Here is a 26362-nt window from a genome sequence, read left to right on the forward strand (position 1 = left end):
CCCCCGCCCCAGGGATCCCAGCGCCGCAGCACGGGGGCTCGGGCCCCAACGGCCCAGGGCGCCGGCCCCGCAGCACGGGCGCTCAGGCCCCACATCCGCAGGACGCCATCCTCACGGCGTGGAGGCCAGGCCGCACATCCGCAGGGCGCCGGCCCCGCTGCACAGGCGCTCGCGCCCACACCCCCGGGACGCCGGCTTCGCGGCGCAGGGGGGCTCGGGCCCCTACGGCCCCAGGGATGCCTGCCTCGCGGCGTGGGCGCTCAGGCCCTGCACCCGGAGACGCCAGCCTCACGGCGTGGGGGCCTCAAGGCCCACACCCCAGGGCGCCGGGCCCGCGGCACAGGCGCTCAGGCCCACACCCCAGGAACCCAGCCCCGCAGCATGGACGCTCAGGCCCACCACGCCGCCTCGCGGCGCAAGGCGCCATCCCAGGTCAGGCGCTGAGGCGCGCGATCGCCTCGGCGACCGTCAGTTCTTCGCGCTCGCCAGTGCGGCGGTCCTTCAGTTCCACCACGCCCTCGGCCGAGCGGCGGCCCGCCACCAGGATCTTCGGGACGCCGATCAGTTCCGCGTCCGTGAACTTCACGCCCGGCGAGACTCCGGGGCGCTCGTCGACCAGTACGCGCAGGCCCACCGCGGACAGCTTCTCCGCGACCTCGAGCGCCAGCTCCGTCTGGAGTGCCTTGCCCGCCGCCACCACGTGGACGTCCGCCGGGGCGATCTCGCGCGGCCAGCACAGGCCCTTGTCGTCAGCCGTCTGCTCGGCCAGGGCAGCCACCGCGCGGGAGACGCCGATGCCGTACGAGCCCATCGTCACCCGGACCGGCTTGCCGTTCTGGCCCAGGACGTCGAGCTGGAAGGCGTCCGCGAACTTGCGGCCCAGCTGGAAGATGTGGCCGATCTCGATCGCGCGGTCGAGCTTGAGGCCCGTGCCGCATTTCGGGCAGGGGTCGCCGTCCTCGACCACGACCACGTCGAGGTAGTCGTCGACCTCGAAGTCGCGGCCGCAGACAACGTTCTTCGCGTGCGTGTCCGGCTTGTTCGCGCCGGTCACCCAGGCCGTGCCGGGCGCGATGCGCGGGTCGGCGATGTAGCGGACCTTGGCGAGGCCCTGCGGGCCGACATAGCCGCGTACGAGATCGGGGCGGTCCACGAAGTCCTCCGCGGTGACCAGCTCGACCTCCGCCGGGGCCAGGTGCTCCCCGAGCTTGCCGAGGTCCACCTCACGGTCACCGGGGACACCGACCGCGACGATCTCACCGTCCACCTTGACCAGCAGGTTCTTCAGGGTCGCCGAGGCCGGGACGCCAAGGTGCGCGGCGAGGGTCTCGATGGTTGGGGTGTCGGGGGTGTCCAGTTCCTCGACGGGCCCGTGGGATGTGGCGTCCGCCGCGGCCGCGGTGAAGGTCACCGCCTCCGTGTTGGCCGCGTACTCACAGGCCGGGCAGTCCACGAAGGTGTCCTCGCCCGCCGGGGCCGGGGCAAGGAACTCCTCGGACGCCGAGCCACCCATCGCGCCCGAGACCGCCGAGACGATGCGGTGGTCGAGGCCGAGTCGCTCGAAGATCCGGATGTACGCGTCGCGGTGGAGCTGGTACGACTCGACGAGACCCTCGTCGGTGGTGTCGAAGGAGTACGAGTCCTTCATCTGGAACTCGCGGCCGCGCAGCACACCCGCGCGCGGACGGGCCTCGTCGCGGTACTTCGTCTGGATCTGGTAGAGGATCACCGGCAGGTTCTTGTAGGACGAGCACTGGTCCTTGACGATCTGGGTGAAGATCTCTTCGTGCGTGGGGCCGAGAAGGTAGTCGGCGCCCTTGCGGTCCTTGAGGCGGAAGAGCAGGTCGCCGTACTCCTCGTAGCGCCCGCTCGCGTCGTACGCCTCCTTGGGCAGCAGCGCGGGCAGCAGCACTTCCTGGCCGCCGATGGCGTCCATCTCCTCGCGGACGACGCGGGTGATGTTCTCCAGCACCTTCTTGCCGAGCGGCAGCCAGCTCCAGATGCCGGCGGACGTACGGCGCACATAGCCGGCGCGCACGAGCAGCTTGTGGTTGAGCGTTTCGGCGTCCGCCGGGTCGTCGCGCAGTGTCTTGACCATCAGACGGGACATGCGCTGGACCTGGGCCATGGTGAACTCCTGCTCGGAACGTGTGATGAGCAGGAGGTTAGCCGGGGGGCACCGGCAGGCGGAAATCAGTTCCCGCGCAGCAGCGGCAGCGGGGCGCCCATCACCGCGTACGGACTGGGTGCGCTGGGGAAAACGACCTGCCGCGCGAGGTCCTGGTAGCCGAGCGCTCGGTACAGCCCGCGGGCCGGGCTCTCGACGTCGATCGCGGAGAGGATGGAGCGCGGCTGCTCGACACTGTCGGTGATCGTGGTGATCAGCGAGCGGCCGATGCCCCGGCCCTGGAAGCCGGGGTGGACATGAAGTTCGGTGATCACGAACGAGTCGTCGAGCCAGCCGGCGGAGCCGGTGCTGCGCAGATACGGCTCGACAACGGTGGACCACCAGTGCGTGCGGTCGTTGGGCATGCCGTAGACGAAGCCCACAAGGCTGCCCGACTTCGTCAGCGCACCGAGTGCACGGGCCCCGGGGTGCAGGAGATGCCGGTAGACGATATGACGGCGCACCTCGATCTCGTCCTCGGTGAGCCCGAAGGCGAGGGCCTGCACCGCGAGGGCTTCGTCGATCCGCGCGGCGAGATTGACCGGCCCGACCACAACGCTGGGGGTCTGGGGTCCGCCTCCTGAAAGTGCAGCCATGCGCGAAACCCTACTTCCCGCTGCGCGCAGTCAGAACAGCACGCTCATGAAGGCGCCGACCTCACGGAAGCCGACCCGCCGGTACGCCGCCCTGGCCGCGGTGTTGTAGTCGTTCACGTACAGGCTGACAACCGGTGCGACGTCCTGCAGGGCATAGCGCAGCACGGCCGCCATACCCGTCTCGGACAGCCCGCGGCCGCGGAACTCCGGTGCGACCCAGACGCCTTGGATCTGGCAGGCCTGGCCGGTGGCCGCGCCGATCTCGGCCTTGAACACGACCTTGCCGTCGTCGATACGGGCGAACGACCGCCCCGCGCCGACGAGTTCGGCCACGCGCGCCTGGTAGAGCAGTCCGCCGTCACCGGCCATCGGCGAGATACCGACCTCCTCGGTGAACATCGCCACGCACGCCGGCATGATCACTTCTATCTCGTCCTTGCGGATGCGGCGGACGTACGGATCGGCCTCGATGTCGCCGGGCGGCTGCTCGGTGACCATGAGCGGCTGCTGGGCGCGTACGTCTCTGGCCGGGCCCCAGCTGGGCTCGAGCAGCCGCCACAGCTCGGCGGTGGGCTCGGCCGGGCCGACGATGGAGGAGCAGCGGCGCCCGGTCCTGCGAGCCCGGTCGGCAAAGGCGCGTACGGCTTCGGGGGTGGCGCAGATCGGCACGAGATTGGCGCCGGAATAGCAGAGCGAGCGCAGCCGCCCGCCCGCGTACCAGCCCCACATCTCGCCGCCGAGGCGCCAGGGGTCGAGCCCGGCGGCCTGGACGCGGGACGTGACAAAAGCATTCGCTACGGGCTCGCTCTCGAGGATGGCGAGCGCTGCGCCGAGGTCGCTGGGTTCGAGGACCCGGGTGGTGGTCTGCGTCAACACGAGGGGGCCTCACCATGCGGTCTGCTGATCTCCGCACTGTACCTGGCAGGTCTGCGGGGTGCCGAGCCCAGCACAAGGCCCCGCCAGGCGCCAGGGGGCGTGGCGGGGCCGGTACGGATATGTCAGCTGACGGAGACCTCGGGCTCGCCGGACGCGATGCCGTCCTTCTCCATCTGCTCGGCGATCTTCAGGGCCTCTTCGATGAGGGTCTCGACGATCTTCGACTCGGGGACGGTCTTGATGACCTCGCCCTTGACGAAGATCTGTCCCTTGCCGTTTCCGGAGGCGACGCCGAGGTCGGCCTCGCGGGCCTCGCCGGGGCCGTTGACGACGCAGCCCATGACGGCGACGCGCAGCGGCACCTCCATGCCCTCCAGGCCGGCGCTGACCTGGTCGGCGAGCTTGTAGACGTCGACCTGGGCGCGGCCGCAGGAGGGGCAGGAGACGATCTCCAGGCGGCGCTGCTTGAGGTTGAGCGACTCCAGGATCTGGATGCCGACCTTGACCTCTTCGGCGGGCGGGGCTGAGAGCGAGACCCGGATGGTGTCGCCGATGCCCTCGCTCAGCAGGGCGCCGAAGGCGACGGCGGACTTGATGGTGCCCTGGAACGCGGGGCCTGCCTCGGTGACGCCGAGGTGGAGGGGGTAGTCGCACTGGGCGGCGAGCTGCCGGTAGGCGCCCACCATCACGACCGGGTCGTTGTGCTTGACCGAGATCTTGATGTCGCGGAAGCCGTGCTCCTCGAAGAGGGACGCCTCCCACAGCGCGGACTCGACAAGCGCCTCAGGGGTCGCCTTGCCGTACTTGGCGAGGAGCCGGGCATCGAGCGATCCGGCGTTGACTCCGATACGGATCGGAGTACCGGCCTCGTTGGCCGCGCGCGCGATCTCCTTGACCTTGTCGTCGAACTGCTTGATGTTGCCCGGGTTGACCCGGACGGCCGCGCAGCCGGCGTCGATCGCAGCGAAGACGTACTTCGGCTGGAAGTGAATGTCGGCGATGACGGGGATCTGGGACTTGCGCGCGATGGTGGCCAGCGCGTCCGCGTCGTCCTGGGTGGGGCAGGCGACTCGTACGATCTGGCAGCCGGACGCGGTCAGTTCGGCGATCTGCTGCAGCGTCGCGCCGATGTCGGAGGTGCGCGTGGTCGTCATCGACTGCACCGATACGGGGGCGTCCCCGCCGACGGCCACGGTGCCGACCTGGATCTTGCGGCTGACCCTCCGGTCGGCGAGCTTGGTCGGAACGGACGGCATTCCGAGCGAAATTGCAGTCATCTGCTGTGCAACCCCAAGGTGTGGATCGAGGTCCCGAGATCGGCGGGCTCCAGCCTCCGAGATTACGGCACTGAGGTTGGGCCCAGCACATCGCTGCCCGAAGTCCACTCAAAGGTGAGCGGCCGGACACAAAGGGTGTCCGGCCGCCACGAAAGGGACCCGCTCAGCTGATCTTGACCGGATTGACGATGTCGGCGACCAGCACGAGCAGCGTGAAGCAGATGAAGATTCCCGCCACGACGTACGCGACCGGCATCAGCTTGGCCACGTCGAAGGGACCGGGGTCGGGACGCCGGAACACCTTCGCGATGCTGCGGCGTACGGACTCCCAGAGCGCGCCTGCGATATGCCCGCCGTCCAGCGGCAGCAGCGGCAGCATGTTGAACAGGAACAGCGAGAGGTTGAAGGTGGCGAGCAGCATCAGGAAGGTCGCGATGATGCTCTGCGTCGGGACATCCAGGTTCAGCACCTCACCGCTGATGCGCGCCGCGCCGACGACACCCACCGGGGAGTCGGCCTTGCGCTCGCCGTCGCTGAAGGCCGCGTTCCACAGGTCGGGGATCTTGGACGGCAGCGCGACGATCGAATCGACGCTGTTCTCGATCATGTCGCCCATGCGGTTCACGGAAGCGCCGAAGGAGAGCGGCTGGATCTCGGTCTGCGCGGCGAAGCCGAGATAGCCGGCTGCGATGTACTTGCCGGGAACGACCTGTCCCTGCGCGTCCTTCTTGGCGACCATGTTCTTGGCGAGCGTGGCCTTGAGCACCTGCTGCCGGCCGTCCCGCACGACGGTGATGGTGGCGGGGCCGATCGTCTCGCGGATGTGGTTCGACAGCTCGGACCAGTCGGCGACGGGCTCGCCGTTGAAGGCGACGATCTTGTCGCCCTTCTTCAGGCCCGAGGCCTGGGCGGGCGAGACAGGGTCGCCCTTCTGGCACTTGTCGCGGTCCTCGCTCTGCGAGATGACGCACTGCTGGACGCCGGCGACCTGGGTGGTCTGGGTGGCGAAGCCGAAGGACATCGACACCCCGAGGAAGATCGCGACGGCGAGGACCAGGTTCATGAACGGTCCCGCGAACATCACGATGACGCGCTTCCACGGCTTGCGCGTGTAGAAGAGCCGGTTCTCGTCGCCGGGCTTCAGCTCCTCGAAGGCCGCCGAGCGGGCGTCCTCGATCATCCCGCGCCAGGGCGAGGTGGACCGTGCCTCGATCCGGCCGTCCTCCCCCGGCGGGAACATCCCGATCATGCGGATGTAGCCACCCATGGGGATGGCCTTTATGCCGTACTCCGTCTCGCCCTTGTTCCGGGACCAGACGGTCGGTCCGAAGCCGACCATGTACTGGGGCACGCGGATACCGAAGAGCTTGGCCGTCGACAGATGGCCCAGCTCGTGCCAGGCGATCGAGACCATCAGTCCCACAGCAAAAAGAGCTATGCCGAGGACCGTCAACAGAATCGTCATGCGCGAGCCTCCGCTGTCGCCTTCACTGCCAGTTCCCGGGCCCTCGCCCGGGCCCAGGTCTCCGCTTCCAGGACGTCTGCCACCGTAAGTGAGGTTCCCGAGGCGGGAACGCCGTGCTCGGCGACGACTCCGGTGACCGTATCCATGATTCCGTTGAACGGCAGCCGCCCGGCGAGGAATGCGTCCACGCACTCCTCATTCGCGGCATTGAACACCGCCGGGGCCGTTCCGCCCAGCTCCCCCACCTGCCGGGCGAGTCCCACCGAGGGGAAGGCCTCGGTGTCGAGCGGGAAGAACTCCCAGCTCGAGGCCTTGGTCCAGTCGAAGGCGGGGGCGGCGTCGGGCACCCGCTGGGGCCAGCCGATTCCGAGGGCGATCGGGCCGCGCATATCGGGCGGGGTGGCCTGGGCGATGGTCGAGCCGTCCGTGAACTCCACCATGGAGTGAACGTAGGACTGGGGGTGTACGACGACCTCGATGCGGTCGAAGGGGATGTCGTAGAGAAGATGCGCCTCGATGACCTCGAGCCCCTTGTTGACGAGGGTGGCGCTGTTCACCGTGATCACCGGGCCCATGGCCCAGGTGGGGTGGGCGAGGGCGTCCTCGGGGGTGACATCTGCCAGCTCGGCGCGCGTACGGCCACGGAACGGCCCGCCGGATGCCGTCACCACCAGCTTGCGTACGTCGGCTCTCGTCCCGGCCGCCAGCGCCTGGAAGAGGGCGGCGTGCTCGGAGTCGACCGGGATGATCTGGCCGGGCTTGGCGAGGGCCTTGACCAGCGGCCCGCCGACGATGAGCGACTCCTTGTTGGCGAGGGCGAGCGTCCGGCCGGCTTCGAGGGCGGCGAGGGTGGGGGCGAGACCGATGGATCCGGTGATGCCGTTGAGCACGGTGTGGCAGGCGGAGGCGGCGAGCTGGGTGGCGGCGTCGGGTCCGGCCAGGATCTCGGGCAGGGGCTCGGCCCCGTACTGCTCCGCGAGTGCCTCGCGCAGCGCGGGCACGGCGTCCTCGCGGGCCACCGCGACCGTGTCGACCCGCAACTGCCGTGCCTGCTCGGCGAGGAGTCCGACGCGGCCGCCGGCAGCGGAGAGCGCGGTGACACGGAAGCGGTCGGGGTTGCGCAGCACCAGGTCGATGGCCTGAGTGCCGATGGACCCGGTGGAGCCGAGGACGACGATGTCCCGGCGGCCTTCGGTCGCGTCGAAGACGAGGTGCGGGTCGGCGAGGGGGGATGGGCTGTCGCTCATCCCCCCATTGTGGCCGTAACTCCTGTCCGACCGGACAGTGCGTCCCTACGCGCCGGTGTTCGAGCCCGCCCGGAACTTCTCCCACTGGGCCTTCATGACCTCTTCGGGCACTCCTCCGATGTCCTTGGTGCCGATGATCTCGGCGCGGAACGAGAGCGTGCTGGAGCCTGAGCGGACGACGGTCAGGTACTCGTAGAGCTTCAGCTTCCCCTTCACATCGAGGATGGTGAAGCGGAACGCCTTCGCCTCGTCCCCGAAGGCGGGCGCCTTGGCGGGCTCCACCTTGAGGTATTTGGCCTTCGCGATGGCGCGTTCTTCGGTGAACCCGCCGGCGCACCGGGTCCCCGCGGCGCCGAGGGCCTTCATGACGGCGGCGGCCTCGCCGTTCGCGTACGAGCGCAGTTGTACGGCGACGCTGAGCCCGGCCATCTCGTCGGGAACGTCGACCTGGCGGTTGACCTCGGCGGCCGGGTCGTGGCTGGTGGCGCCCTTGGCGAGGCTGACGAGGGGCTGACAGGTGGCGGGATCGGCGGTGTAGTCCTCGCCGAGCGGCGCCCCGAGGGTGAACTCGGAGGCGGTGTAGCTGCCGACCTTCTCGCCGTCGGTGAAGGAGGCGGCCTTGAGCTGGGCCTCGGTGAGGGCTTTGGGGACGGAGGCGGTGGGTCTGCCGTCGGCCTTCTTCTCCTTGCCCTTGTCGTCACCGCTGCCGCACGCGGCGACGCCGCTGAGCACGGCCGCCACAAGGAGGGCAGCTACCCGCCGCCGAACGCCCTGATTCCCCGCCCCGAACATCCCCGCCCCGAACATCCCTGCCCCGATTCCGTGTTGACCGTGATCAAGGGTCGATTGTCGGGCACGGGGACCGGTGCGGTCGAGAAGGTTCCAGAAGTGCGTGGGGACGCCGAAGCGCTCGCGCAGCCGCGCCATGTCGTACGGACAGCACGCCGTCGGCAGTCATCACGCCGCGGACGTTGCTCCGGGGCGTCCGTGGACGCCCCGGAGTCTCTCAGCGGATCGGGCGGTGGACGTTGTCCCGTTCGGCCGGGCCCGGGGTCGCGTCCGCGATCCAGGGGCCCTCCCCGCTGGGGTCGACGATGCCCTGTTCCAGCCAGGTGTACGTACCGGACAGGACGCCCTCCACCACCTTGCGGTCGAGGTCGTCGGTGTTGGACCACAGGCGGGTGAAGAGCTCCTCGACGCGGATGCGGGACTGCCGGCAGAAGACGTCGGCCAGCTGGTACGCCTCGCGACCGTAATCCTCGGACGTACGCAACAGTTCCGCGCGTACGCACGCCGCGCTCATCGCGAACAGCTCCGCGCCGATGTCGACGATCCTGCCGAGGAAGCCCTGTTTGGTCTCCATCCGGCCCTGCCAGCGGGTCATGGCGTAGAAGGTGGAGCGGGCCAGCTTGCGGGACGAGCGTTCGACGTAGCGCAGGTGCCCGGAGAGGTCCGGATGGCCGGACGGGTGGAACTCGCTGTACGTACGCGGGAGTTGGCCCCGTCCCGTGACCAGTTTCGGGAGCCAGCGGGCATAGAACCCGGCGGCGTTCGCGCCTGCCTTCGCCTTTGCGGACAGGGGTTTGTCGGGGTCGATGATGTCCCCGGCCACGGCGAGGTGGGCGTCGACGGCCTCGCGGGCGATCAGGAGATGCATGATCTCCGTCGAGCCCTCGAAGATGCGGTTGATGCGCAGGTCACGCAGGATCTGCTCGGCGGGGACGGCCCGTTCACCGCGGGCCGCCAGCGAGTCCGCCGTCTCGAAACCGCGGCCGCCGCGGATCTGGACCAGTTCGTCGGCCATCAGCCAGCCCATCTCGGAGCCGTACAGTTTGGCCAGCGCCGCCTCGATACGGATGTCGTTGCGGTCCTCGTCGGCCATCTGCGAGGAGAGGTCGACCACGGCTTCCAGGGCGAAAGTGGTCGCCGCGATGAAGGAGATCTTGGCGCCGACGGCCTCGTGCCTGGCGACCGGCTTGCCCCACTGCTCGCGCACCGACGACCATTCGCGGGCGATTTTCAGACACCACTTTCCGGCGCCGACGCACATCGCGGGCAGCGAGAGACGGCCGGTGTTGAGGGTGGTGAGGGCGATCTTGAGACCGGCGCCCTCGGAGCCGATGCGGTTCGCGGCGGGGACGCGCACCTGGTGGAAGCGGGTGACGCCGTTCTCGAGGCCGCGCAGGCCCATGAAGGCGTTGCGGTTCTCGACCGTGACGCCCTCGCTCGCGGCCTCGACGACGAACGCGGTGATGCCGCCCTTGTGGCCGTCCGACTTGGGGACGCGGGCCATGACGACGAGGAGGTCGGCGACGACGCCGTTCGTCGTCCAGAGCTTCACACCGTCGAGGACGTACGAGTCGCCGTCCGGGACGGCCGTGGTGGCGAGGCGGGCCGGGTCGGAGCCGACGTCCGGCTCGGTGAGCAGGAAGGCAGAGATGTCGGTACGGGCGAGGCGCGGCAGGAAGATGTCTTTCTGCTCCTGCGTGCCGAAAAGTTTCAGCGGCTGCGGTACGCCGATCGACTGATGCGCGGAGAGCAGCGCGCCGATCGCCGGGTTCGCCGAGCCGACCAGGGCCAGCGCCTTGTTGTAGTACACCTGGGTGAGGCCGAGGCCGCCGTACTTCGTGTCGATCTTCATGCCGAGCGCGCCGAGCTCCTTGAGCCCGTTGATCACCTCGTCCGGGATCCGCGCCTCGCGTTCGATACGGGCGCCGTCGATCCGCGTCTCGCAGAAGTCGCGCAGCTTCGCCAGGAACTCCTCGCCACGCTGGGCGTCCTCGTCGGCGGGCATCGGGTGCGGGTGGATCAGGTCCAGGCGGAAACGGCCCAGGAACAGTTCCTTGGCGAAGCTGGGTTTGCGCCAGTCCTGTTCGCGCGCGGCCTCGGCGACCTGTCGTGCTTCGCGCTCACTGACCTTCGGAGCATGTGTCTTGTCGAGTGGTGCGGACATGAGGCTCACCTCGCCGCGAGTCGGGGACATCCAAGGGCATGGGCCGGGGCGAGATCGCCGTACCGACCGGTGCTACTCGTCCGTAGTACCCGATTCCTGCCCTCTCCACCAGTGCGCACACAGCGGCGACTCCGTAACACAGAAAAACGGCCGGAGCCCCCGCACAGTGGGCTCCGGCCGTCGTCCTCGGCGTACGGGCTTTACAGGGCCAGACCAGTGAGGACCAGGACCCGCTCGTAGGTGTAGTCGTCCATCGCGTACCGCACACCCTCGCGGCCGACGCCGGACTGCTTGGCACCGCCGTACGGCATCTGGTCCGCGCGGTACGACGGCACATCGCCGATGATCACGCCGCCGACCTCGAGGGCGCGGTGAGCGCGGAAGGCGGTCTGCACATCGTGCGTGAACACGCCTGCCTGCAGGCCGTACTTGGAGTCGTTGACGGCGGCGAAGGCCTCCGCCTCGCCGTCGACCTTCTTCACCGTGAGGACCGGTCCGAAGACCTCCTCGCAGGCGAGGGTGGTGTCCGCGGGGACGTCGGCGAGGACGGTGGGCGCGTACGAGGCACCGTCGCGCTTGCCGCCCGCGAGCAGCTTGGCGCCCGCCTCTACGGCCTCGTCGACCCAGGACTCGACGCGCTTGGCCGCGTCCTCGCTGACCAGCGGGCCGACGTCGGTGGCGGAGTCGGACGGGTCGCCGGTGACCTGGGTCTCGACGGCCGCGACGATCTTCGGCAGCAGGCGGTCGTACACCGAGGCGTCGGCGATCACGCGCTGCACGGAGATGCAGGACTGGCCGCCCTGGTAGTTGGAGAAGGTGGCGATACGGGTCGCCGCCCAGTCCAGGTCCTGCTCGGATCCGAAGTCGCCGAGGACGACGGCCGCGCCGTTGCCGCCCAGCTCCAGGGTGCAGTGCTTGCGCGGCACCGAGTCCATGATCGCGTAACCGACTTTGTCGGAGCCGGTGAAGGAGATGACCGGCAGGCGCTCGTCCTGGACGAGGGCGGGCATCCGGTCGTTCGGGACCGGGAGCACGGACCAGGAGCCCGCGGGCAGCTCGGTCTCGGCCAGCAGCTCGCCGATGATCAGGCCGGACAGCGGCGTCGCCGGTGCGGGCTTGAGGATGATCGGCGCACCGACCGCGATCGCCGGGGCGATCTTGTGGGCGCAGAGGTTCAGCGGGAAGTTGAACGGCGCGATGCCGAGGACTGCGCCCTTGGGGAAGCGGCGGGTCAGCGCGAGCCGGCCGACGCCGCCGGCGTCGGTGTCGAGGCGCTGTGCCTCGCCACCGTTGAAGCGGCGGGCCTCCTCGGCGGCGAAGCGGAAGACGGAGACGGCGCGGCCGACCTCACCGCGGGCCCACTTGACGGGCTTGCCGTTCTCGGCGGAGATCAGCTGGGCGATCTCCTCGGTGCGCTCGACGAGGCGGCGCGACACATGGTCGAGGGCTGCGGCGCGTGCGTGTGCCGGGGTCGCGGCGAACTCGTCCCGCACGGCGTGCGCGGCGGCGACGGCCTCCTCGATCTGGGCGTCGGTCGGGACAGCGACCTGACCGACGAGGCGTCCGTCCCAGGGGGAGGTGACATCGAAGGTGGCCTCGCCGGTGGCCTGGCGGCCGGCGAGCCAGAAGGCGTGGGTGGAGGTCATGTCCCGGCCCTTCCGAAGTAGATGTAAATGGGGGTGTGTCTGCCCCACGGTAGGGGCGGGAGGGCGGTCTGGCGTTTGTCCGGGGTGGAGTGGTGGGCGGGGCGGGTCCGCCGCTTTGGCGTGCGTTGCGCTCAACCGGGGCTCCGCCCCGGACCCCGCGCCTCAAACGCGGCGAGGCTGAATGCGGCTGGGCCGGCATTTCCAGCCCGTCCGGCGATTGAAGACACGGCCGAAGGCCGTACGGGGTTACGGGGGCGGCCACCGGAGTTGCCTCAGCGGCGGCGTTCGGTCGACACGATCAGGCAGACGCCCGCCACCACGACCGCGCCGCCGACGGCGATCGGCCAGCTCAGCTGTTCGTTGAGGATCAGCGCGCCGAGGAGGACGGCGACGACCGGGTTGACGTACGCGTACGTCGCGACCAGGGACAGCGGCGCGGAGTGCAGCAGCCAGGCGTACGCCGTGAACGCGACGAGCGAGCCGAAGACGACGAGATAGCCAAGGGCGGTCCAGGAACGGGCGGATACCTCGCCGAGTACGAAGCCGTGCTGCTCGCCGCGGCCGAGTCCCACCAGCAGGCAGCCGATGCCGCCCGCGACCATCTCGTACGCACTGGCCGCGAAGGGGTTCTTCGGCATGGGGATCTTCGAGGAGGAGAAGGAGCCCACCGACCACATGACGGTCGCCGCGATGACGGTGAGAACGCCCCACAGGCGTACGTCGCCGCTGAGGCCGGGCAGGGTCAGCACGGCGAGGCCCGCCAGGCCGAGGAGGACGCCCAGGTACGCGCCGAGGCCGGGCCGCTCGCCGAAGCCCCTGCGCAGTACGACCACCCAGGCGGGCACGACGGCGATCAGCAGGGCGGCGAGCCCGGAGGGCACGGAGGTCTCGGCGAGCACGACGAGGCCGTTGCCGCCGAGCAGGAGCAGCAGACCGACCACGGCGGCCGAGGCGAGCTGGACGCGGTTGACCTTGAGCGCCGAGGTCCCCTGCCGCCAGGCCACGAGCCCGGCGAGGATCAGGCCCGCCAGGATGAAGCGGCCTCCGGCGGAGAGGAACGGCGGCATGGTCTCGACGACGATGCGTATGCCGAGGTAGGTGGAGCCCCAGACGACGTACACGATGGCGAGCGCGACCCAGACGGCTCCGGATGTCCGGCGCTCGGGCGGGGGTGCGACAGCGGTACCGACGGCGGAGGTGCCGGCCTCAGGGGTGCTGGAGTTGGTGGCCACGAGGCAGGACCTTAGGCAGTCCAGCGGTCAATCACCAATGTTTTTGCCCGACTTCGGGCACGAAAACGGAAAAATCCTGCGCCCCCCGACTGCTACTCCGACTGTTACTCGGCCGCGGCCGCCGATGTCGTCTTCAGCGCCAGCCACAGCTCCATCCGGACGTCCGGGTCGTCGAGCGAGCGGCCCAGGATCTCCTCGACCCTGCGCATCCGGTAGCGCAGCGTATGGCGGTGTACGCCGAGGTCGGCGGCGGCAGCGTCCCACTGACCGTGGCGCGATAGCCAGGCGCGCAGCGAGGCGACGAGGTCTCCGCGGCCGGTCGCGTCGTGTTCGTACAGCGCGCGCAGCATTCCGTCCGCGAAGGCGCGTACGGCGTCGTCGGCGAGCAGCGGGAGGATCGATCCTGCCGCCAGCTCCTCGTGCTCGACCAGAGCGCGGCCGCGTCGCCGGGCGACCGAGAGCGCCTGCTCGGACTGTTTGTAGGCGCCAGCCGCCGCTATGGGTCCGGTCGGCGCCGAGAGGCCGACGACGACCTCGGCGTCATCGGCCTCCTTGTCGGCGTAGGCGGAGGTGCACGCCGCGACGACCGCGCCGCCGTCCGCGGCCAGCACCACCAGCCGGCCGTCGCTGTCCGGTACCACGAGCACCGCCTCGCCGGCCCGCGCCGCCGCCGACTCCAGTGACTCGGCGAACGCATGGAGCGGATGCTCGCTCGCGGGGTCCGGCTCTCCGGCGGGTTCGGCGATCACCAGCCGGAATGGCGCGTCGAGCAGGCCGCCGTACAGATCGCCGGCGACCGCACGGGCGTGGTCCTGCTGGCCGGAGAGCAGCATCCGCAGCACGGCCGCGCCGAGCCGCTGTTCCGCCGCCTGGAGCGCGCGCGAGCGCTCCGTGGAGAGGGTCAGCAGGGCGACGGCGGAGTGCACGGCGTACCGCTCGGCCGTGCCCAGCGGGGCGCCCGTGCCGACGGCCAGCGCGCCGCGCACGCGTCGGCCGCTGCCGAGCGACTGCAGCTCGACGCGGTCCTCCGTGTCGCCGACGACGGCGCTCGCGGGCGCGGACCGCTCGCGCAGCCGCTCCACGTCGCCGGTGATCCTGGCGGCCCGGCGCGTGGCCCATTCGGGCGCGGCGGCGACGACCGCGCCGGAGGCGTCGTACAGCGCCGCCCAGCCGTCGATATGCGCGGCGAGACGGGCGACGACCGCGTCGGGGCCCTCGGCGAGGGCGGCGCGCGTCAGCTCCCGCTGCGCCTCGAAACCGGCTGTCACCGCCCGGTACTGGTCGGCCGCGTTCGCCGCGGAGACCGCCTTGCTGATCGCGAGGAACGGAGTGCGGCGTGGCACGGCGAGGAGCGGGAACCCCTCCTCCTTCGCCGCCTCGACGAGGGCCTCCGGGATGTCCTCGTAGTACACGCCGACCGCGAAACCGAGCCCGACGACGCCCGCGCCCACCAGCCTGCGCACATAGCGGCGCATCGCCTCAGGGTCCTCGGCGTCCAGCGTCATCGCCGTGACGAGCAGCAGCTCGCCGCCCTCCATGTACGGCACGGGGTCGGCGAGCTCACTGACATGCGCCCAGCGCACCGGCGTCTCGAGCCGGTCCTCCCCGGCACGCACGGTGAGTTTGAGCGCCGAGTGCTGGACAAGCGAGGCGAGCGTGGGCGGCATGGGGACCGTAGGCCCTTCGAGCAGAGGCGCAGGGGCAGAAGCGCGGAGGATTTCGCCGTCCCGTATGAACGGCGTACACCGATTCTGCCAGGGCGTAGCAGTTCCGGAAGCCGGTCAGGTGCGCAGATCCACCAGCAGGGGCGGCGCGTGTTCGCCTCGTACGGTCGTCAGCGACAGCACTGCATGCCCCGCGGGCACGGCGTGCGCGAGGTCGGACGCCGACCAGCGGGCGCGCTCGACCTCCCGCACCGTGATCGCCTCGGAGGTGGCCGCCTTGCCGGTGACCAGGCGGCGCATGATGTGCAGCGCCTTGGTGACGGGCTCGTCGGAGATGATCTGCCGGTTGGTGACGTCCCGGGTCTGCACCCATTCGGTGCCCCAGGTCTCGGCGAACCGGCCACCGTCCCAGGGAGCGAGGCCGGCGAACGCCATCCGGCAGCCGACCGCGCCGAGCAGCGGGCCGCGCAGCGGCTCCGGCACGTCCTCCAGGGTGCGCAGCGCCAGCACCACCCCGGCGTTGGCGGAGCGCAGCCGCTGGACCGAGCGCACCGAGTCGGCGGTCACGGTGTACGTCGCGTCGTCCAGCACCAGACAGGCGAACAGCGACCTGTCCGAGCGGCTGAGCGCGGCCTCGGTGAACTGGGCGAGTACCAGGCGCGCGACGATCCGTGAGGCCTCGGCGTGGCCGCGCTCGGGCAGGTCGACACGGACCCGCAGCGGGTGCTCGATGGCGCGCAGCGAGAACTGCCGGCCGCCGCCGTCCGTACGGAAGAAGTGCGCGAACGCGGGCCGGTCCAGGAAGGCGATCCGCTCGGCGAGCAGTACGCCGATGTCGTCGGCGCGGGCCGACTGCCGCTCACGGGCGTCCAGTTCACGCAGCTGGGCTGCGGCGCCGGGGTCGGTCCCGGTCTCCAGGGCGGTGCGCAGCGCGCCGACGGCGGCGGGTGCGCCGCCGAGGAGCTCGCGCAGCTCCGGAACGGTGGGGAAGTGGCCGTGGACGCACTGGTACGGCCCGATGAGCTGGGCCAGCGCGGTGGCGGCGCGCCTGCTGTCGCCGCCGGGAAGGGTGGCGGCGAGATCGCCGACGAGCGCCTCGGCGAGCATCCTGGCGGCCTCGTCGGGGTCGTCGGCGCCGCCGTAGAGGTCGAGGTCGTGGGTGGAGTCGGGGCGGCCGACGGCGATGACGAGGTCGAAGGCGTCGTCCGGGGCGAGGCCGGTGCCGTACGCCGTGACGGCGACGACGGCGGCGCGGTTGGCGAGCGCGAGCAGGCACATCGACTCGACGACGGGCCGCACCAGGCGCACGCTCTTGCCGGATCCGGAGGGCCCGACGGCGAGCAGCGAGGTGCCGAGCAGCGCGGGCTCCAGAGCCACGCCGGTGGTGCGGCGCGGATAGGGGTTGCGGACGTCGTCGACCGCGGTGCCGATCTTGACCTGTGCGGTGGCGAGATCGTGGGTGGCGGTACGGAGCGGCAGGTCGCGTACGCCTGAGGGGTGGGCGCAGGCGGCCGCGCCGTGCTTGCGCACCGTGTCGGTGAAGGCGGCGAGCCGCTCGGGCCTGGCGTGCACGCCCTGCCAGGCACGCCGGATCCTGGCGTAGTCGACATCTCCGAGCAGACCGGCGCGGGTGGCCTCGGCGAGGCTCTTCGCCGCATCGGTGAGGCCCGCGGTGCGCAGGTCGGGCCAGTCGGCGGGGTCGGCCTCGGGCCGGGGCGGCGGCGCGGTGACGGGCTTGTCGGCGCGGCGCACGTACCGGTTCCAGATCTCCGGTACATGGCCGATCCGGGCGAAGAACACCAGCAGGCCGCCGCCGACGATCGCATAGTAGATGTAGCTGGCGGTGGCCCAGGTGGGCGGGTCGGAGCGCCAGGAGTCCGGGGTCAGTACGAGGAGGGGCCAGATCCAGTAGCGGCCGAGGTAGCCGTTCCACAGGAGCGACCACAGCAGCCAGCCGCTGAGCAGCGCGATGACGGCGCCGGCGAAGAGACGGCGGGCGGGGACGAGCTCGGGCTCCTCGTCGGGGCGGGCGCGGTGGCCGAGGCGCCAGATGCCGGGGTCGGCGGCCGGGCGGGGGGTGCGCAGCCAGTCGACGACGGCGGGGCGAGTAGTGGGAGCGTGACCGGGCAGCGCGGGGATCCCGGGCGCCGCGGCGGGCGGCACGGAGGGTGGCACGGAGGGTGGCGGCCCGGCGGGACGCGGCACCGGATCGGACCGTGCGCCGCGTGCGTCGAAAGTGCCTTCGGAATCCATGAACTGCTGCCCCCTGACCAGCCAGGCCCGCTCTGTGCACCGGCCAATCTAGTGCCCCACTGAGGGGAGTTCACCGATCCGGGTGGTGTCGCGGTGCCGGGACCCGGGAGGTACGGATGACCGGGCCACGGGTGTCCTTGTCCGTCGGGGACAACGGCTTGGGCTCAACACTCCCGAACGGAGCATGCCCGGCCCCCTTCCTCGCGCCTAGCCTGCGGAGAAAGAGAAGTTGCGTCCGGAACACCCCCAGGAGCCCCTCATGACCGCAATCCCGCAGGAGCGCCGCGTCGTCACCGCCATCCCCGGCCCGAAGTCGATCGAGCTGCAGGCCCGCCGTACCGCCGCGGTCGCCGGTGGTGTGGGGTCCGTGCTGCCCGTCTTCACCGCCCGCGCCGGCGGCGGTGTCATCGAGGACGTGGACGGCAACCGCCTCATCGACTTCGGTTCCGGCATCGCCGTGACCTCCGTCGGCGCCTCCGCCGAGGCCGTCGTGCGCCGCGCCTCCGCGCAGCTCGCCGACTTCACCCACACCTGTTTCATGGTCACGCCCTACGAGGGTTACGTCGAGGTCGCCGAGGCTCTGGCCGAGCTGACGCCGGGTGACCACGCGAAGAAGTCGGCGCTGTTCAACTCCGGCGCCGAGGCCGTCGAGAACGCCGTCAAGATCGCGCGTGCCTACACCAAGCGCCAGGCGGTCGTGGTGTTCGACCACGGCTATCACGGCCGCACCAACCTGACGATGGCGCTGACCGCCAAGAACATGCCGTACAAGCAGGGCTTCGGGCCGTTCGCGCCCGAGGTGTACCGCGTCCCCGTCGCGTACGGCTACCGCTGGCTCACCGGTCCGGAGAACGCCGGCGCCGAGGCGTCCGCGCAGGCCATCGACATGATCAACAAGCAGATCGGCGCCGAGAACGTCGCCGCGATCATCATCGAGCCGGTCCTCGGCGAGGGCGGTTTCATCGAGCCGGCCAAGGGCTTCCTGCCGGCCATCTCGCAGTTCGCCAAGGACAACGGGATCGTGTTCGTGGCGGACGAGATCCAGTCCGGCTTCTGCCGGACCGGCCAGTGGTTCGCCTGTGAGGACGAGGGCATCGTCCCGGACCTGATCACGACCGCCAAGGGCATCGCGGGCGGTCTGCCGCTCGCCGCCGTGACGGGTCGCGCCGAGATCATGGACGCCCCGCACGCGGGCGGCCTCGGCGGTACGTACGGCGGTAACCCGGTGGCCTGCGCCGGTGCGCTCGGCGCCATCGAGACGATGAAGGAGCTCGACCTCAACGGCAAGGCCAAGCGCATCGAGGAGGTCATGAAGGGCCGCCTCACCGCGATTGCCGAGAAGTACGACATCATCGGCGACATCCGCGGCCGCGGCGCGATGATCGCGATCGAGCTGGTCAAGGACCGCGCCACCAAGGAGCCGAACCCGGCCGCGACCGCCGCGCTCGCCAAGGCCTGCCACGCCGAGGGTCTGCTGGTGCTCACCTGCGGTACGTACGGCAATGTGCTGCGCTTCCTGCCCCCGCTGGTGATCGGTGAGGACCTGCTCAACGAGGGTCTGGACATCATCGAGCAGGCCTTCGCGGGCGTGTGACCAAGGGGAACGGTCGGGGCCTGTGAAGACTCTGTGGGGGGCCGATGGCGGGATGGAGATCCGCCTGTCGGTCCCCCCGCCCCTGCCGTACGGTTTTTGCAGATGAGAGAAACACCCCGCTCGCAGGGGACTGCGGGCGACTCCAGGGCGGAGCCTCCCCAGCCTCGCCTCGGACGTGCCCTCGCGCACACCACTGGGGCCTCCGGCTCCGGAACTCCTCACCGATCGGATGGCCGCCCGCCCCAAACCCCCCGGGGCGCGCGGCAAACCGGTCCAGTCGGTCACCTCGGAACCACCCCCCCTGTTCCGAGGCGGCCGACTTTTTTTCTTGTGGCCCCGCCGGTTCTTCTGGCGCTGTGTGCCGTTCTCTTCGCTGTGATCACCTGGCAGGTGGCTGCCGATGGTCCGCTGAGGTCCCTCGATGAGCGCGTGGAACTGCGGATCGTCGGCCATGCGCCCCGGGTACTGACCGATCAGCTCTCCGACCTCGGCAGTACACAGGTCGCGCTTCCTGTTCTGGCCGCGGCCGTGGCGTACGCCCTGTGGCGCGGCCGGCGCTTCGCGGCGCTGTACGCCGTCCTCGCCATGGTCACGGTCCCTGTGCTCGTCTCGCCGCTGAAGGCGGTGATCGACCGCCAGGGCCCGCTCACCGAGGCGGGCGGCTTCTACCCGTCCGGCCATTCGGCGACCGCGATGGTGGCCTACTGCGGCGCCGCGCTGCTCCTCAGCCCGGATCTGAGGCGCCGATGGGCGATGCCCGTCGCCCTGGTGCTCACCCTGGCGACGGGCATCGGACTTGTCCTGCGCGGCTATCACTGGCCGCTGGACGTCATCGGCAGCTGGTGCCTCTGCGGGATGATCCTGCTCCCGTTCAGCCTCCGAAATACGCGTCGAAGTTCTTCGAGAACTCCCACTGGTTGAAGCGGTCCCAGTTGATCGACCAGGTCATCAGGCCGCGCATCGCCGGCCAGGTGCCATGGGTCTGGTACGAGCCGCAGTTGGTCTTCCTGGTCAGGCAGTCCAGCGCCTTGTTCACCTCGGCGGGCGCGGTGTGGCCGTTGCCCGCCTGGGTGGAGGCGGGCAGACCGATGGCGACCTGCTCCGGGCGCAGGGCGGGGAAGACCTTGGTGGTGTCGCCGGCGACCGGGAAGCCGGTCAGCAGCATGTCGGTCATGGCGATGTGGAAGTCCGCGCCGCCCATGGAGTGGTACTGGTTGTCCAGGCCCATGATCGAGCCCGAGTTGTAGTCCTGGACATGCAGCAGGGTGAGGTCGTCGCGCAGGGCATGGATGACCGGGAGGTACGCGCCGGCGCGCGGGTCCTGGCCGCCCCAGGGGCCCGAGCCGTAGTACTGGTAGCCGAGCTGGACGAAGAATGTCTCCGGGGCCATCGTGAGGACGAACTTCGAGCCGTACTTGGCCTTGAGAGTCTTGACCGCCGAGATCAGATTGACGATCACCGGCGAAGTCGGCGAGCGGAAGTCCGTGTCGCCGGTGTTCAGGGAGAGGGAGTGGCCCTCGAAGTCGATGTCCAGGCCGTCGAGCCCGTACTCGTCGATGATCTTCGAGACGGAGGAGACGAAGGTGTCACGGGCGGCCGTGGTGGCGAGCTGCACCTGGCCGTTCTGGCCGCCGATGGAGATCAGGACCTTCTTGCCCGCGGCCTGCTTGGCCTTGACGGCCGCCTTGAAGTCGGCGGCGGACTCGACGTTCGGGCATTCGGCGGCCGGGCAGAGGCTGAAGCGGATATCGCCCGAGGTGACCGAAGTCGGTTCGCCGAAGGCCAGGTTGATGACGTCCCAGGAGTCGGGCACATCGGCCATGCGCGTATAGCCGGAGCCGTTGGCGAAGCTGGCGTGCAGATAGCCGACGAGAGCATGGGCGGGGAGTTCGCCGCCGCTGTCGCCGCCGCCCGCCGTGGTGGTCGCGGTGACCGCCGACGACTTGGCGGACTCGCCGGCCTCGTTGGCCGCGGACACCTGGAAGCTGTACGCGGTGGAGGGGGCGAGACCGGTGACGGTGGCCGAAGTCCCGCTGACGTCAAGGACCTTGGCACCGCCCCGGTAGACGTTGTACGAGGTGGCGCCCGAGGATGCGGACCAGGTCAGCGGTACGGAGGTGGAGCCGGGGGCGCCGGCGGACAGGCCGGTGGGGGCGGCCGGTACCTGGACCGGGTCGCCGCCCGGCCCGAGCAGCGAGAGATCGTCGGCGTAGTAGGCGGGGGTGCCGTACCAGCCGTGGGTGTAGATCGTGACCGAGGTGGTCGACGCGCCCGTACGGAACGTGGTCGACAGCCGCTGCCAGGTGGGTGCCGAGGAGGTCCAGGTGGAGACGTCGGTGGTGCCGGTGCCGGCTGCGCCGAGGTAGACGTAACTGCCCTGGACCCAGCCGCTGAGCGTGTAGTCGGAGTTCGGCTTGACGGTGACCGTCTGACTGCAGTTGGCGTTGTCATTGCCCGCCGGGGTGGCCTTTAGTGCGGAACTGCCGCTGTGGGTCGGCGAGTTGACGGCTGCACCGCTGCCCGCCGTACAACTCCAGCCGGTGAGGCCGGTCTCGAAGCCACCGTTGCGGGCGAGTTCGGTGTCGGCCGCTCCGGCGGCCGATGCCGTGGCGACGAGTCCGCTGATGGCGAGGGCGGCCGCCGACAGAGCGGCCAAGAGTCTGGTGCGGTGCACAACTGCCTCCGGGCATGGGGGGAATGGAGGGGGAGCGACGCGCACAACATGGTCCAGACCAATGTGGTTGTCAAGGCCTCTGGCAGCGCTCCCGCCCCTCACTCAACCCGAGCCGGCCGCCCAAGCCGTTTCGCTGCCGGCTCCCGGCGCCGGGCCACCATCGCCGCCGCCCTCCGCCAGCCCACCGTGCTGGACGCCGAACTGCCGGCCGGGGCCCCGTTTTTGCTGGCCCGGCCGGGGCCCCTCTTTTGCGAGCCCGGCCGCGTACTGGTCGGCACGCACGATCGTGGACTCCATCCAACGAGAAGGCCCAGTTCAGGTCCTCGTCGGCATCGGCCTGGGCCATCAGCGCGATCGCATTGATCAAGACGGCCTAGCTGTCGAAGCCGAGGCCGAGCCTGTCCATGGCCCGAAGCCACACGTTGCGGCGGCCACCGTTGGCATCCGCCCTGGCCAGCGCCCATTTGGTGAGTCCGATACCGGCCCAGGCGACGGGCTCGGGCGGGAACGGCAGCGGCTTGCTGCGCACCATCTCCAGCTCGGTGCGCTCGGTCCGCTCGCCGGAGAGGAGGTCGAGCATGACGTCCCCGCCGAAGCGGGTGGCGCCGACGCCGAGTCCCGTAAACCCGGCTGCATAGGCGACCTTGCCGCCGTGCGCCGTCCCGAAGAAGGCGGAGAAACGCGAGCAGGTGTCGATCGCGCCGCCCCAGGCATGGCTGAAGCGCAGCCCCTCCAGCTGCGGGAAGCAGCGGAAGAAGTGTTCGGCGAGCTTGAGATAGGTCTGCGGCCGGTGGTCCATTTCGGCGCTGACCTTGCCGCCGTACGGATAAATCGCGTCGTAACCGCCCCACAGGATGCGGTGGTCGGCGGTGATCCGGAAGTAGTGGAACTGGTTCGCGCTGTCGCCGAGTCCCTGCCGCCTCTTCCAGCCGATCGCGTCGAGCTGCTCCGCGCTGAGCGGTTCGGTCATCAAGGCGTAGTCGTAGACCGGGACGGTGTACGGGCGCACCCGCTTGACCAGCGACGGGAAGACGTTCGTACCGAGCGCGACCCGGCGGGCGAAGACCCGGCCGTACGGGGTGCGGACCGACATGCCGGCGCCGGACGCCGTGAGGTCCAGGCCGCGGGTGTTCTCGTAGACGCGTACGCCGAGGTCCATACAGGCCTGCTTCAGACCCCAGGCGAGCTTCGCCGGGTGCAGCATGGCGACGCCGCGCCGGTCCCAGAGCCCGCCGAGGAAGGTCGGGGAGTTCACCTCGGCGCGCAGCGCGTCCTGGTCGAGGAATTCGAGGCCGGTGAAGCCCAGCCCGGTCGCCTCCTCATACATCTGGTGGAGCTCTTCGAGCTGGTACGGCTCGGTGGCGACGTCGATCTCACCGGTGCGCTCGAAGTCACAGTCGATGCCGTACCTGGCGACCGCCGCCTCGATGGAGTCGAGATTGCGGTCGCCGAGCACCTCGAGCGTGGCCAGCTCACCGGGCCAGCGGGCGAGTCCGTTGCCGAAGCCGTGGGTGAGGGAGGCGGCGCAGAAGCCGCCGTTGCGGCCCGAGGCGGCCCAGCCCACCTCGCGCCCTTCGATCAGTACGACATCCCGCCCGGGGTCGCGCTCCTTGGCCAGCAGCGCGGTCCACAGTCCGCTGTAGCCGCCGCCGACGACAAGGAGGTCGCAGCGCTCGTCGCCGGTGAGTGCGGGCAGTGCTCCCGGCTTTGCGGGGTCGTCCAGCCAATAGGAGACGGGCTGGGCGTCGGAGAGTGATGAGGCAAAGGTCATGGCAGCTGGGGCCATGGTTTCCACTCCTTCAGGGGCTACTTGAGCAGTGCGCTGTTCTTCCGCCGGCCGCTGATGAGCTGGCCGGTGACCACGACCAGTACGGCGATGACGAACATGGCCGTGCCGATGACGTTGATCTGGACGGGCGTACCGCGCTGGGCCGAGCCCCACACGAACATGGGGAAGGTGACGGTGTTGCCCGAGTTGAAGTTGGTGATGATGAAGTCGTCGAACGAGAGCGCGAACGCGAGCATCGCACCGGCAGCGATGCCGGGAGCGGCGATCGGCAGCGTGACCCGTACGAACGTCTGCACAGGTCCGGCGTAGAGGTCGCGGGCCGCCTCCTCGAGGCGGGGGTCCATCGACAGCACACGCGCCTTGACCGCCACCACCACGAAGCTCAGGCAGAACATGGTGTGCGCGATGAGGATGGTCCAGAAGCCCAGCTCCGCACCCAGGTTGAGGAAGAGCGTGAGCAGCGATGCGGCCATGACCACCTCGGGCATCGCCATCGGCAGGAAGATCAGTGAGTTGATCGCGCCACGCGCCCGGAAGCGGTAGCGGACCAGCGCGAAGGCGATCATCGAGCCGAGGACGGTGGAGCCGATCGTCGCCCAGAGGGCGATCTGGAGGGAGAGCGAGAGCGAGCCGCACATATCGGCGACACCGCACGGGTCCTTCCAGGCGTCGGTGGAGAACTCCTGCCAGGCGTAGTTGAAGCGACCGGCCGGCTTGTTGAACGAGAACACCATCACGACGATGTTCGGCAGGATCATGTACGCGAGCGTGAGCAGTCCCGCGATGACCACAAAGTTCTGTCGTATCCAACGCATCAGACGAGATCCTCCGTCCCGGCCCGGCGGATGTAGACGGTGACCATGATCAGCACGACCGCCATGAGAATGAAGGACAGCGCGGCCGCGGTCGGATAGTCGAGCACCCTCAGGAACTGCGACTGGATGACGTTGCCGACCATCTTGGTGTCCGTGGAGCCGAGCAGTTCGGCGTTGACGTAGTCGCCGCTGGCCGGGATGAAGGTCAGCAGTGTTCCGGAGACGACGCCCGGCATGGACAGCGGGAAGGTCACCTTGCGGAAGGTGGTGGACGACTTCGCGTACAGATCGCCCGCCGCCTCGTGGAGCCGCGGGTCGATCCGCTCCAGCGAGGTGTACAGCGGCAGCACCATGAACGGCAGGAAGTTGTACGTGAGCCCGCAGACCACCGCGAGCGGGGTGGCGAGCAGCCGGTTCCCCTCGGTCATTCCGAGCCAGCTGGTGACGTCCAGGAAGCCGACGCTGTTCAGGACGTCCACCACCGGTCCGCCGTCCGCGAGGATCGTCTTCCAGGCGAGCGTGCGGATCAGGAAGCTGGTGAAGAACGGCGCGATGACCAGGACCAGCAGCAGATTGCGCCAGCGACCCGCCTTGAACGCGATCAGATACGCGAGCGGGTAGCCGAGCAGCAGACACAGGATCGTGGCCGTGCCGGCGTACAGCACCGAGCGCAGGAACTGCGGGTAGTACTCGGTGAGCGCGTCCCAGTAGGTCTGGAAGTGCCAGGTGACCTTGAAGCCCTCTTCCAGCGAGCCCGTCTGCACGGAGGTCGAGGCCTGGTAGACCATCGGCAGCGCGAAGAAGACGACCAGCCACAGGATGCCGGGCAGCAGCAGCCAGTACGGGATCAGCTTCCGGCGGACGGACTGTTTGTGGACTACCGGCTCGACCGGCTCGGGGACCGGCGCGGCGGGCGGTGCCTCGGTGACCGTCATGGCGTCTCCTCCACCGTCTCCACACCGGCGTCGATGTCCTGGGCCGCGTCGAGACCGAAGGTGTGCTCGGGGTTCCAGTGCAGGACGACCTCGGCGCCGGGGACCAGGCGCGGGTCCCGCTCGATGTTCTGTACGTACACCTCGAGCTCCGGACAGACCGGGCTGTCGATGACGAACTGCGTGGAGACGCCGATGAAGCTGGAGTCGGCGATCTTCCCGGTGAACCGGTTGCGGCCGTCGGCTATCGTGCCCGCGTCGTCCGCGTGCGCCAGCGAGACCTTCTCCGGGCGCACGCCGACCAGCAGCTTTCCGCCGGTACGGGGCTGGGTGGCACAGCGCTCGGCGGGCAGCCGCAGCTTGGCGTCCGCGGCCGTGACGACGACTTCGCCGCCGCTGTTCTGGGCGACCTCGGCCTCGATGAGGTTGGAGGTGCCCAGGAAGTTGGCGACAAAGGTGGTCTGCGGGTTCTCGTAGAGCTCGGCAGGTGCGCCGAGCTGCTCGACCCGTCCGCCGTTCATCACCGCGATGGTGTCGGCCATGGTCATGGCCTCTTCCTGGTCGTGGGTGACATGGACGAACGTGATGCCGACCTCGGTCTGGATGCGCTTGAGCTCCAGCTGCATCTGGCGGCGCAGCTTGAGGTCGAGGGCGCCGAGCGGCTCGTCGAGGAGCAGCACCTGCGGGTGGTTGATGAGCGCGCGGGCGACGGCGACGCGCTGCTGCTGACCGCCGGAGAGCTGATGCGGCTTGCGCTTGGCGAAGTCGCCCAGCTCGACGAGGTCGAGCATGTCGCCGACCTGCTTCTTCACCGACTTGATGCCGCGGCGGCGCAGCCCGAACGCGACGTTCTCGTAGATGTCGAGGTGCGGGAAGAGCGCGTACGACTGGAAGACGGTGTTGACCGGGCGCTTGTACGGCGGCAGGTGGGTGACGTCCTTGCCGCCGAGGAAGACGCTCCCGGTGCTCGGGTCCTCCAGTCCGGCGATCATCCGCAGGGTGGTGGTCTTCCCGCAGCCGGAGGCGCCGAGCAGGGCGAAGAAGGAGCCCTGCGGGACGGTCAGGTCCAGCGGGTGGACGGCAGTGAAGGAGCCATAGGTCTTGCTGATCCCGGAGAGGCGGACGTCGCCGCCTTCTGTCTTTTCAGTCATGGGTCGCGATCCCAGTGGTGTCGGAGGGAGA

The 26362-nt window shown here is 70.0% G+C and carries 19 protein-coding genes; 2 read left to right on the top strand and 17 right to left on the bottom strand.

Features of this window, described 5'->3' with window-relative positions; genetic code table 11:
- Positions 1–433 precede the first annotated feature (433 nt).
- The 12 genes from AB0D12_RS26055 to AB0D12_RS26110 form a co-directional block, all read right to left on the bottom strand.
- Positions 434–2128 (bottom strand): proline--tRNA ligase, encoded by a 1695-nt coding sequence (locus AB0D12_RS26055; RefSeq protein ID WP_362687468.1) that lies wholly within the window; start codon positions 2126–2128, stop codon positions 434–436.
- 65 nt (positions 2129–2193) lie between these two features.
- A complete protein-coding gene (locus AB0D12_RS26060; protein WP_362687471.1) occupies positions 2194–2763 on the bottom strand; it encodes a GNAT family N-acetyltransferase in 570 nt (189 codons plus the stop codon).
- Between the two features lie 30 nt (positions 2764–2793).
- Complete coding sequence (locus AB0D12_RS26065) at positions 2794–3639, bottom strand: GNAT family N-acetyltransferase (RefSeq protein ID WP_362687474.1); 846 nt, start codon at positions 3637–3639, stop codon at positions 2794–2796.
- Positions 3640–3761: 122 nt separating this feature from the next.
- The gene (gene ispG, locus AB0D12_RS26070; protein ID WP_362687477.1) at positions 3762–4916 is read right to left on the bottom strand and encodes a flavodoxin-dependent (E)-4-hydroxy-3-methylbut-2-enyl-diphosphate synthase; all 1155 of its coding nucleotides are present in this window, start codon (positions 4914–4916) and stop codon (positions 3762–3764) included.
- A 163-nt stretch (positions 4917–5079) separates the two neighbouring features.
- Positions 5080–6381 carry a site-2 protease family protein gene (locus AB0D12_RS26075; RefSeq protein ID WP_362687480.1) on the bottom strand — a complete coding sequence of 434 codons (1302 nt, stop codon included), beginning with the start codon at positions 6379–6381 and terminating at the stop codon, positions 5080–5082.
- A complete protein-coding gene (gene dxr / locus AB0D12_RS26080; protein WP_327326392.1) occupies positions 6378–7628 on the bottom strand; it encodes a 1-deoxy-D-xylulose-5-phosphate reductoisomerase in 1251 nt (416 codons plus the stop codon). The genes AB0D12_RS26075 and dxr overlap by 4 nt, the downstream gene beginning before the upstream one ends.
- 45 nt (positions 7629–7673) lie before the next feature.
- On the bottom strand, positions 7674–8360 hold the full coding sequence (locus tag AB0D12_RS26085; protein WP_362687483.1) for a hypothetical protein: 687 nt from the start codon (positions 8358–8360) through the stop codon (positions 7674–7676).
- Between the two features lie 274 nt (positions 8361–8634).
- Positions 8635–10581 (bottom strand): acyl-CoA dehydrogenase family protein, encoded by a 1947-nt coding sequence (locus tag AB0D12_RS26090; RefSeq protein ID WP_362687486.1) that lies wholly within the window; start codon positions 10579–10581, stop codon positions 8635–8637.
- Between the two features lie 200 nt (positions 10582–10781).
- Positions 10782–12227 (bottom strand): aldehyde dehydrogenase family protein, encoded by a 1446-nt coding sequence (locus AB0D12_RS26095; RefSeq protein ID WP_327326389.1) that lies wholly within the window; start codon positions 12225–12227, stop codon positions 10782–10784.
- Between the two features lie 272 nt (positions 12228–12499).
- On the bottom strand, positions 12500–13351 hold the full coding sequence (locus AB0D12_RS26100) for an EamA family transporter (RefSeq protein ID WP_362687742.1): 852 nt from the start codon (positions 13349–13351) through the stop codon (positions 12500–12502).
- Positions 13352–13563: 212 nt separating this feature from the next.
- Complete coding sequence (locus AB0D12_RS26105; protein WP_362687489.1) at positions 13564–15126, bottom strand: PucR family transcriptional regulator; 1563 nt, start codon at positions 15124–15126, stop codon at positions 13564–13566.
- Between the two features lie 114 nt (positions 15127–15240).
- Positions 15241–17376 (bottom strand): ATP-binding protein, encoded by a 2136-nt coding sequence (locus AB0D12_RS26110; protein WP_362687492.1) that lies wholly within the window; start codon positions 17374–17376, stop codon positions 15241–15243.
- Positions 17377–17635: 259 nt separating this feature from the next.
- On the opposite strand from AB0D12_RS26110, the gene gabT reads away from it, so the two are divergent.
- Both gabT and AB0D12_RS26120 read left to right on the top strand, forming a co-directional pair.
- Positions 17636–18970 (top strand): 4-aminobutyrate--2-oxoglutarate transaminase, encoded by a 1335-nt coding sequence (gabT, locus tag AB0D12_RS26115; protein WP_362687495.1) that lies wholly within the window; start codon positions 17636–17638, stop codon positions 18968–18970.
- A gap of 330 nt (positions 18971–19300) precedes the next feature.
- The gene (locus AB0D12_RS26120) at positions 19301–19891 is read left to right on the top strand and encodes a phosphatase PAP2 family protein (RefSeq protein WP_362687498.1); all 591 of its coding nucleotides are present in this window, start codon (positions 19301–19303) and stop codon (positions 19889–19891) included.
- Here AB0D12_RS26120 and AB0D12_RS26125 read toward each other — a convergent pair.
- From AB0D12_RS26125 to AB0D12_RS26145, 5 genes are all read right to left on the bottom strand, one after another.
- Positions 19842–21644, bottom strand: coding sequence for a glycoside hydrolase family 18 protein (locus AB0D12_RS26125; protein ID WP_362687501.1), 1803 nt, complete (start codon positions 21642–21644; stop codon positions 19842–19844). The genes AB0D12_RS26120 and AB0D12_RS26125 overlap by 50 nt on opposite strands.
- Positions 21645–22017: 373 nt before the next feature.
- Positions 22018–23430 carry an FAD-binding oxidoreductase gene (locus AB0D12_RS26130; protein WP_362687504.1) on the bottom strand — a complete coding sequence of 471 codons (1413 nt, stop codon included), beginning with the start codon at positions 23428–23430 and terminating at the stop codon, positions 22018–22020.
- Between the two features lie 20 nt (positions 23431–23450).
- On the bottom strand, positions 23451–24248 hold the full coding sequence (locus AB0D12_RS26135; RefSeq protein WP_362687507.1) for an ABC transporter permease: 798 nt from the start codon (positions 24246–24248) through the stop codon (positions 23451–23453).
- On the bottom strand, positions 24248–25183 hold the full coding sequence (locus tag AB0D12_RS26140) for an ABC transporter permease (RefSeq protein ID WP_362687510.1): 936 nt from the start codon (positions 25181–25183) through the stop codon (positions 24248–24250). Before AB0D12_RS26140 ends, AB0D12_RS26135 begins: the two co-directional genes overlap by 1 nt.
- The gene (locus AB0D12_RS26145) at positions 25180–26331 is read right to left on the bottom strand and encodes an ABC transporter ATP-binding protein (protein WP_362687513.1); all 1152 of its coding nucleotides are present in this window, start codon (positions 26329–26331) and stop codon (positions 25180–25182) included. Before AB0D12_RS26145 ends, AB0D12_RS26140 begins: the two co-directional genes overlap by 4 nt.
- Between the last annotated feature and the right edge of the window lie 31 nt (positions 26332–26362).

The organism is Streptomyces sp. NPDC048479 (assembly GCF_040651435.1).
GTDB lineage: Bacteria > Actinomycetota > Actinomycetes > Streptomycetales > Streptomycetaceae > Streptomyces.

Excerpts from the sequence above, each read along its gene's own strand:
- AB0D12_RS26140 (WP_362687510.1), bottom strand. The coding sequence starts at position 25,183 with ATGACGGTCACCGAGGCACCGCCCGCCGCGCCGGTCCCCGAGCCGGTC.
- AB0D12_RS26060 (WP_362687471.1), bottom strand. The coding sequence starts at position 2,763 with ATGGCTGCACTTTCAGGAGGCGGACCCCAGACCCCCAGCGTTGTGGTC.
- ispG (WP_362687477.1), bottom strand. The coding sequence starts at position 4,916 with ATGACTGCAATTTCGCTCGGAATGCCGTCCGTTCCGACCAAGCTCGCC.
- AB0D12_RS26130 (WP_362687504.1), bottom strand. The coding sequence starts at position 23,430 with ATGGCCCCAGCTGCCATGACCTTTGCCTCATCACTCTCCGACGCCCAG.
- AB0D12_RS26105 (WP_362687489.1), bottom strand. The coding sequence starts at position 15,126 with ATGCCGCCCACGCTCGCCTCGCTTGTCCAGCACTCGGCGCTCAAACTC.
- AB0D12_RS26145 (WP_362687513.1), bottom strand. The coding sequence starts at position 26,331 with ATGACTGAAAAGACAGAAGGCGGCGACGTCCGCCTCTCCGGGATCAGC.
- dxr (WP_327326392.1), bottom strand. The coding sequence starts at position 7,628 with ATGAGCGACAGCCCATCCCCCCTCGCCGACCCGCACCTCGTCTTCGAC.
- AB0D12_RS26090 (WP_362687486.1), bottom strand. The coding sequence starts at position 10,581 with ATGTCCGCACCACTCGACAAGACACATGCTCCGAAGGTCAGTGAGCGC.
- AB0D12_RS26055 (WP_362687468.1), bottom strand. The coding sequence starts at position 2,128 with ATGGCCCAGGTCCAGCGCATGTCCCGTCTGATGGTCAAGACACTGCGC.
- AB0D12_RS26095 (WP_327326389.1), bottom strand. The coding sequence starts at position 12,227 with ATGACCTCCACCCACGCCTTCTGGCTCGCCGGCCGCCAGGCCACCGGC.
- AB0D12_RS26075 (WP_362687480.1), bottom strand. The coding sequence starts at position 6,381 with ATGACGATTCTGTTGACGGTCCTCGGCATAGCTCTTTTTGCTGTGGGA.
- AB0D12_RS26135 (WP_362687507.1), bottom strand. The coding sequence starts at position 24,248 with ATGCGTTGGATACGACAGAACTTTGTGGTCATCGCGGGACTGCTCACG.
- AB0D12_RS26110 (WP_362687492.1), bottom strand. The coding sequence starts at position 17,376 with ATGGATTCCGAAGGCACTTTCGACGCACGCGGCGCACGGTCCGATCCG.
- gabT (WP_362687495.1), top strand. The coding sequence starts at position 17,636 with ATGACCGCAATCCCGCAGGAGCGCCGCGTCGTCACCGCCATCCCCGGC.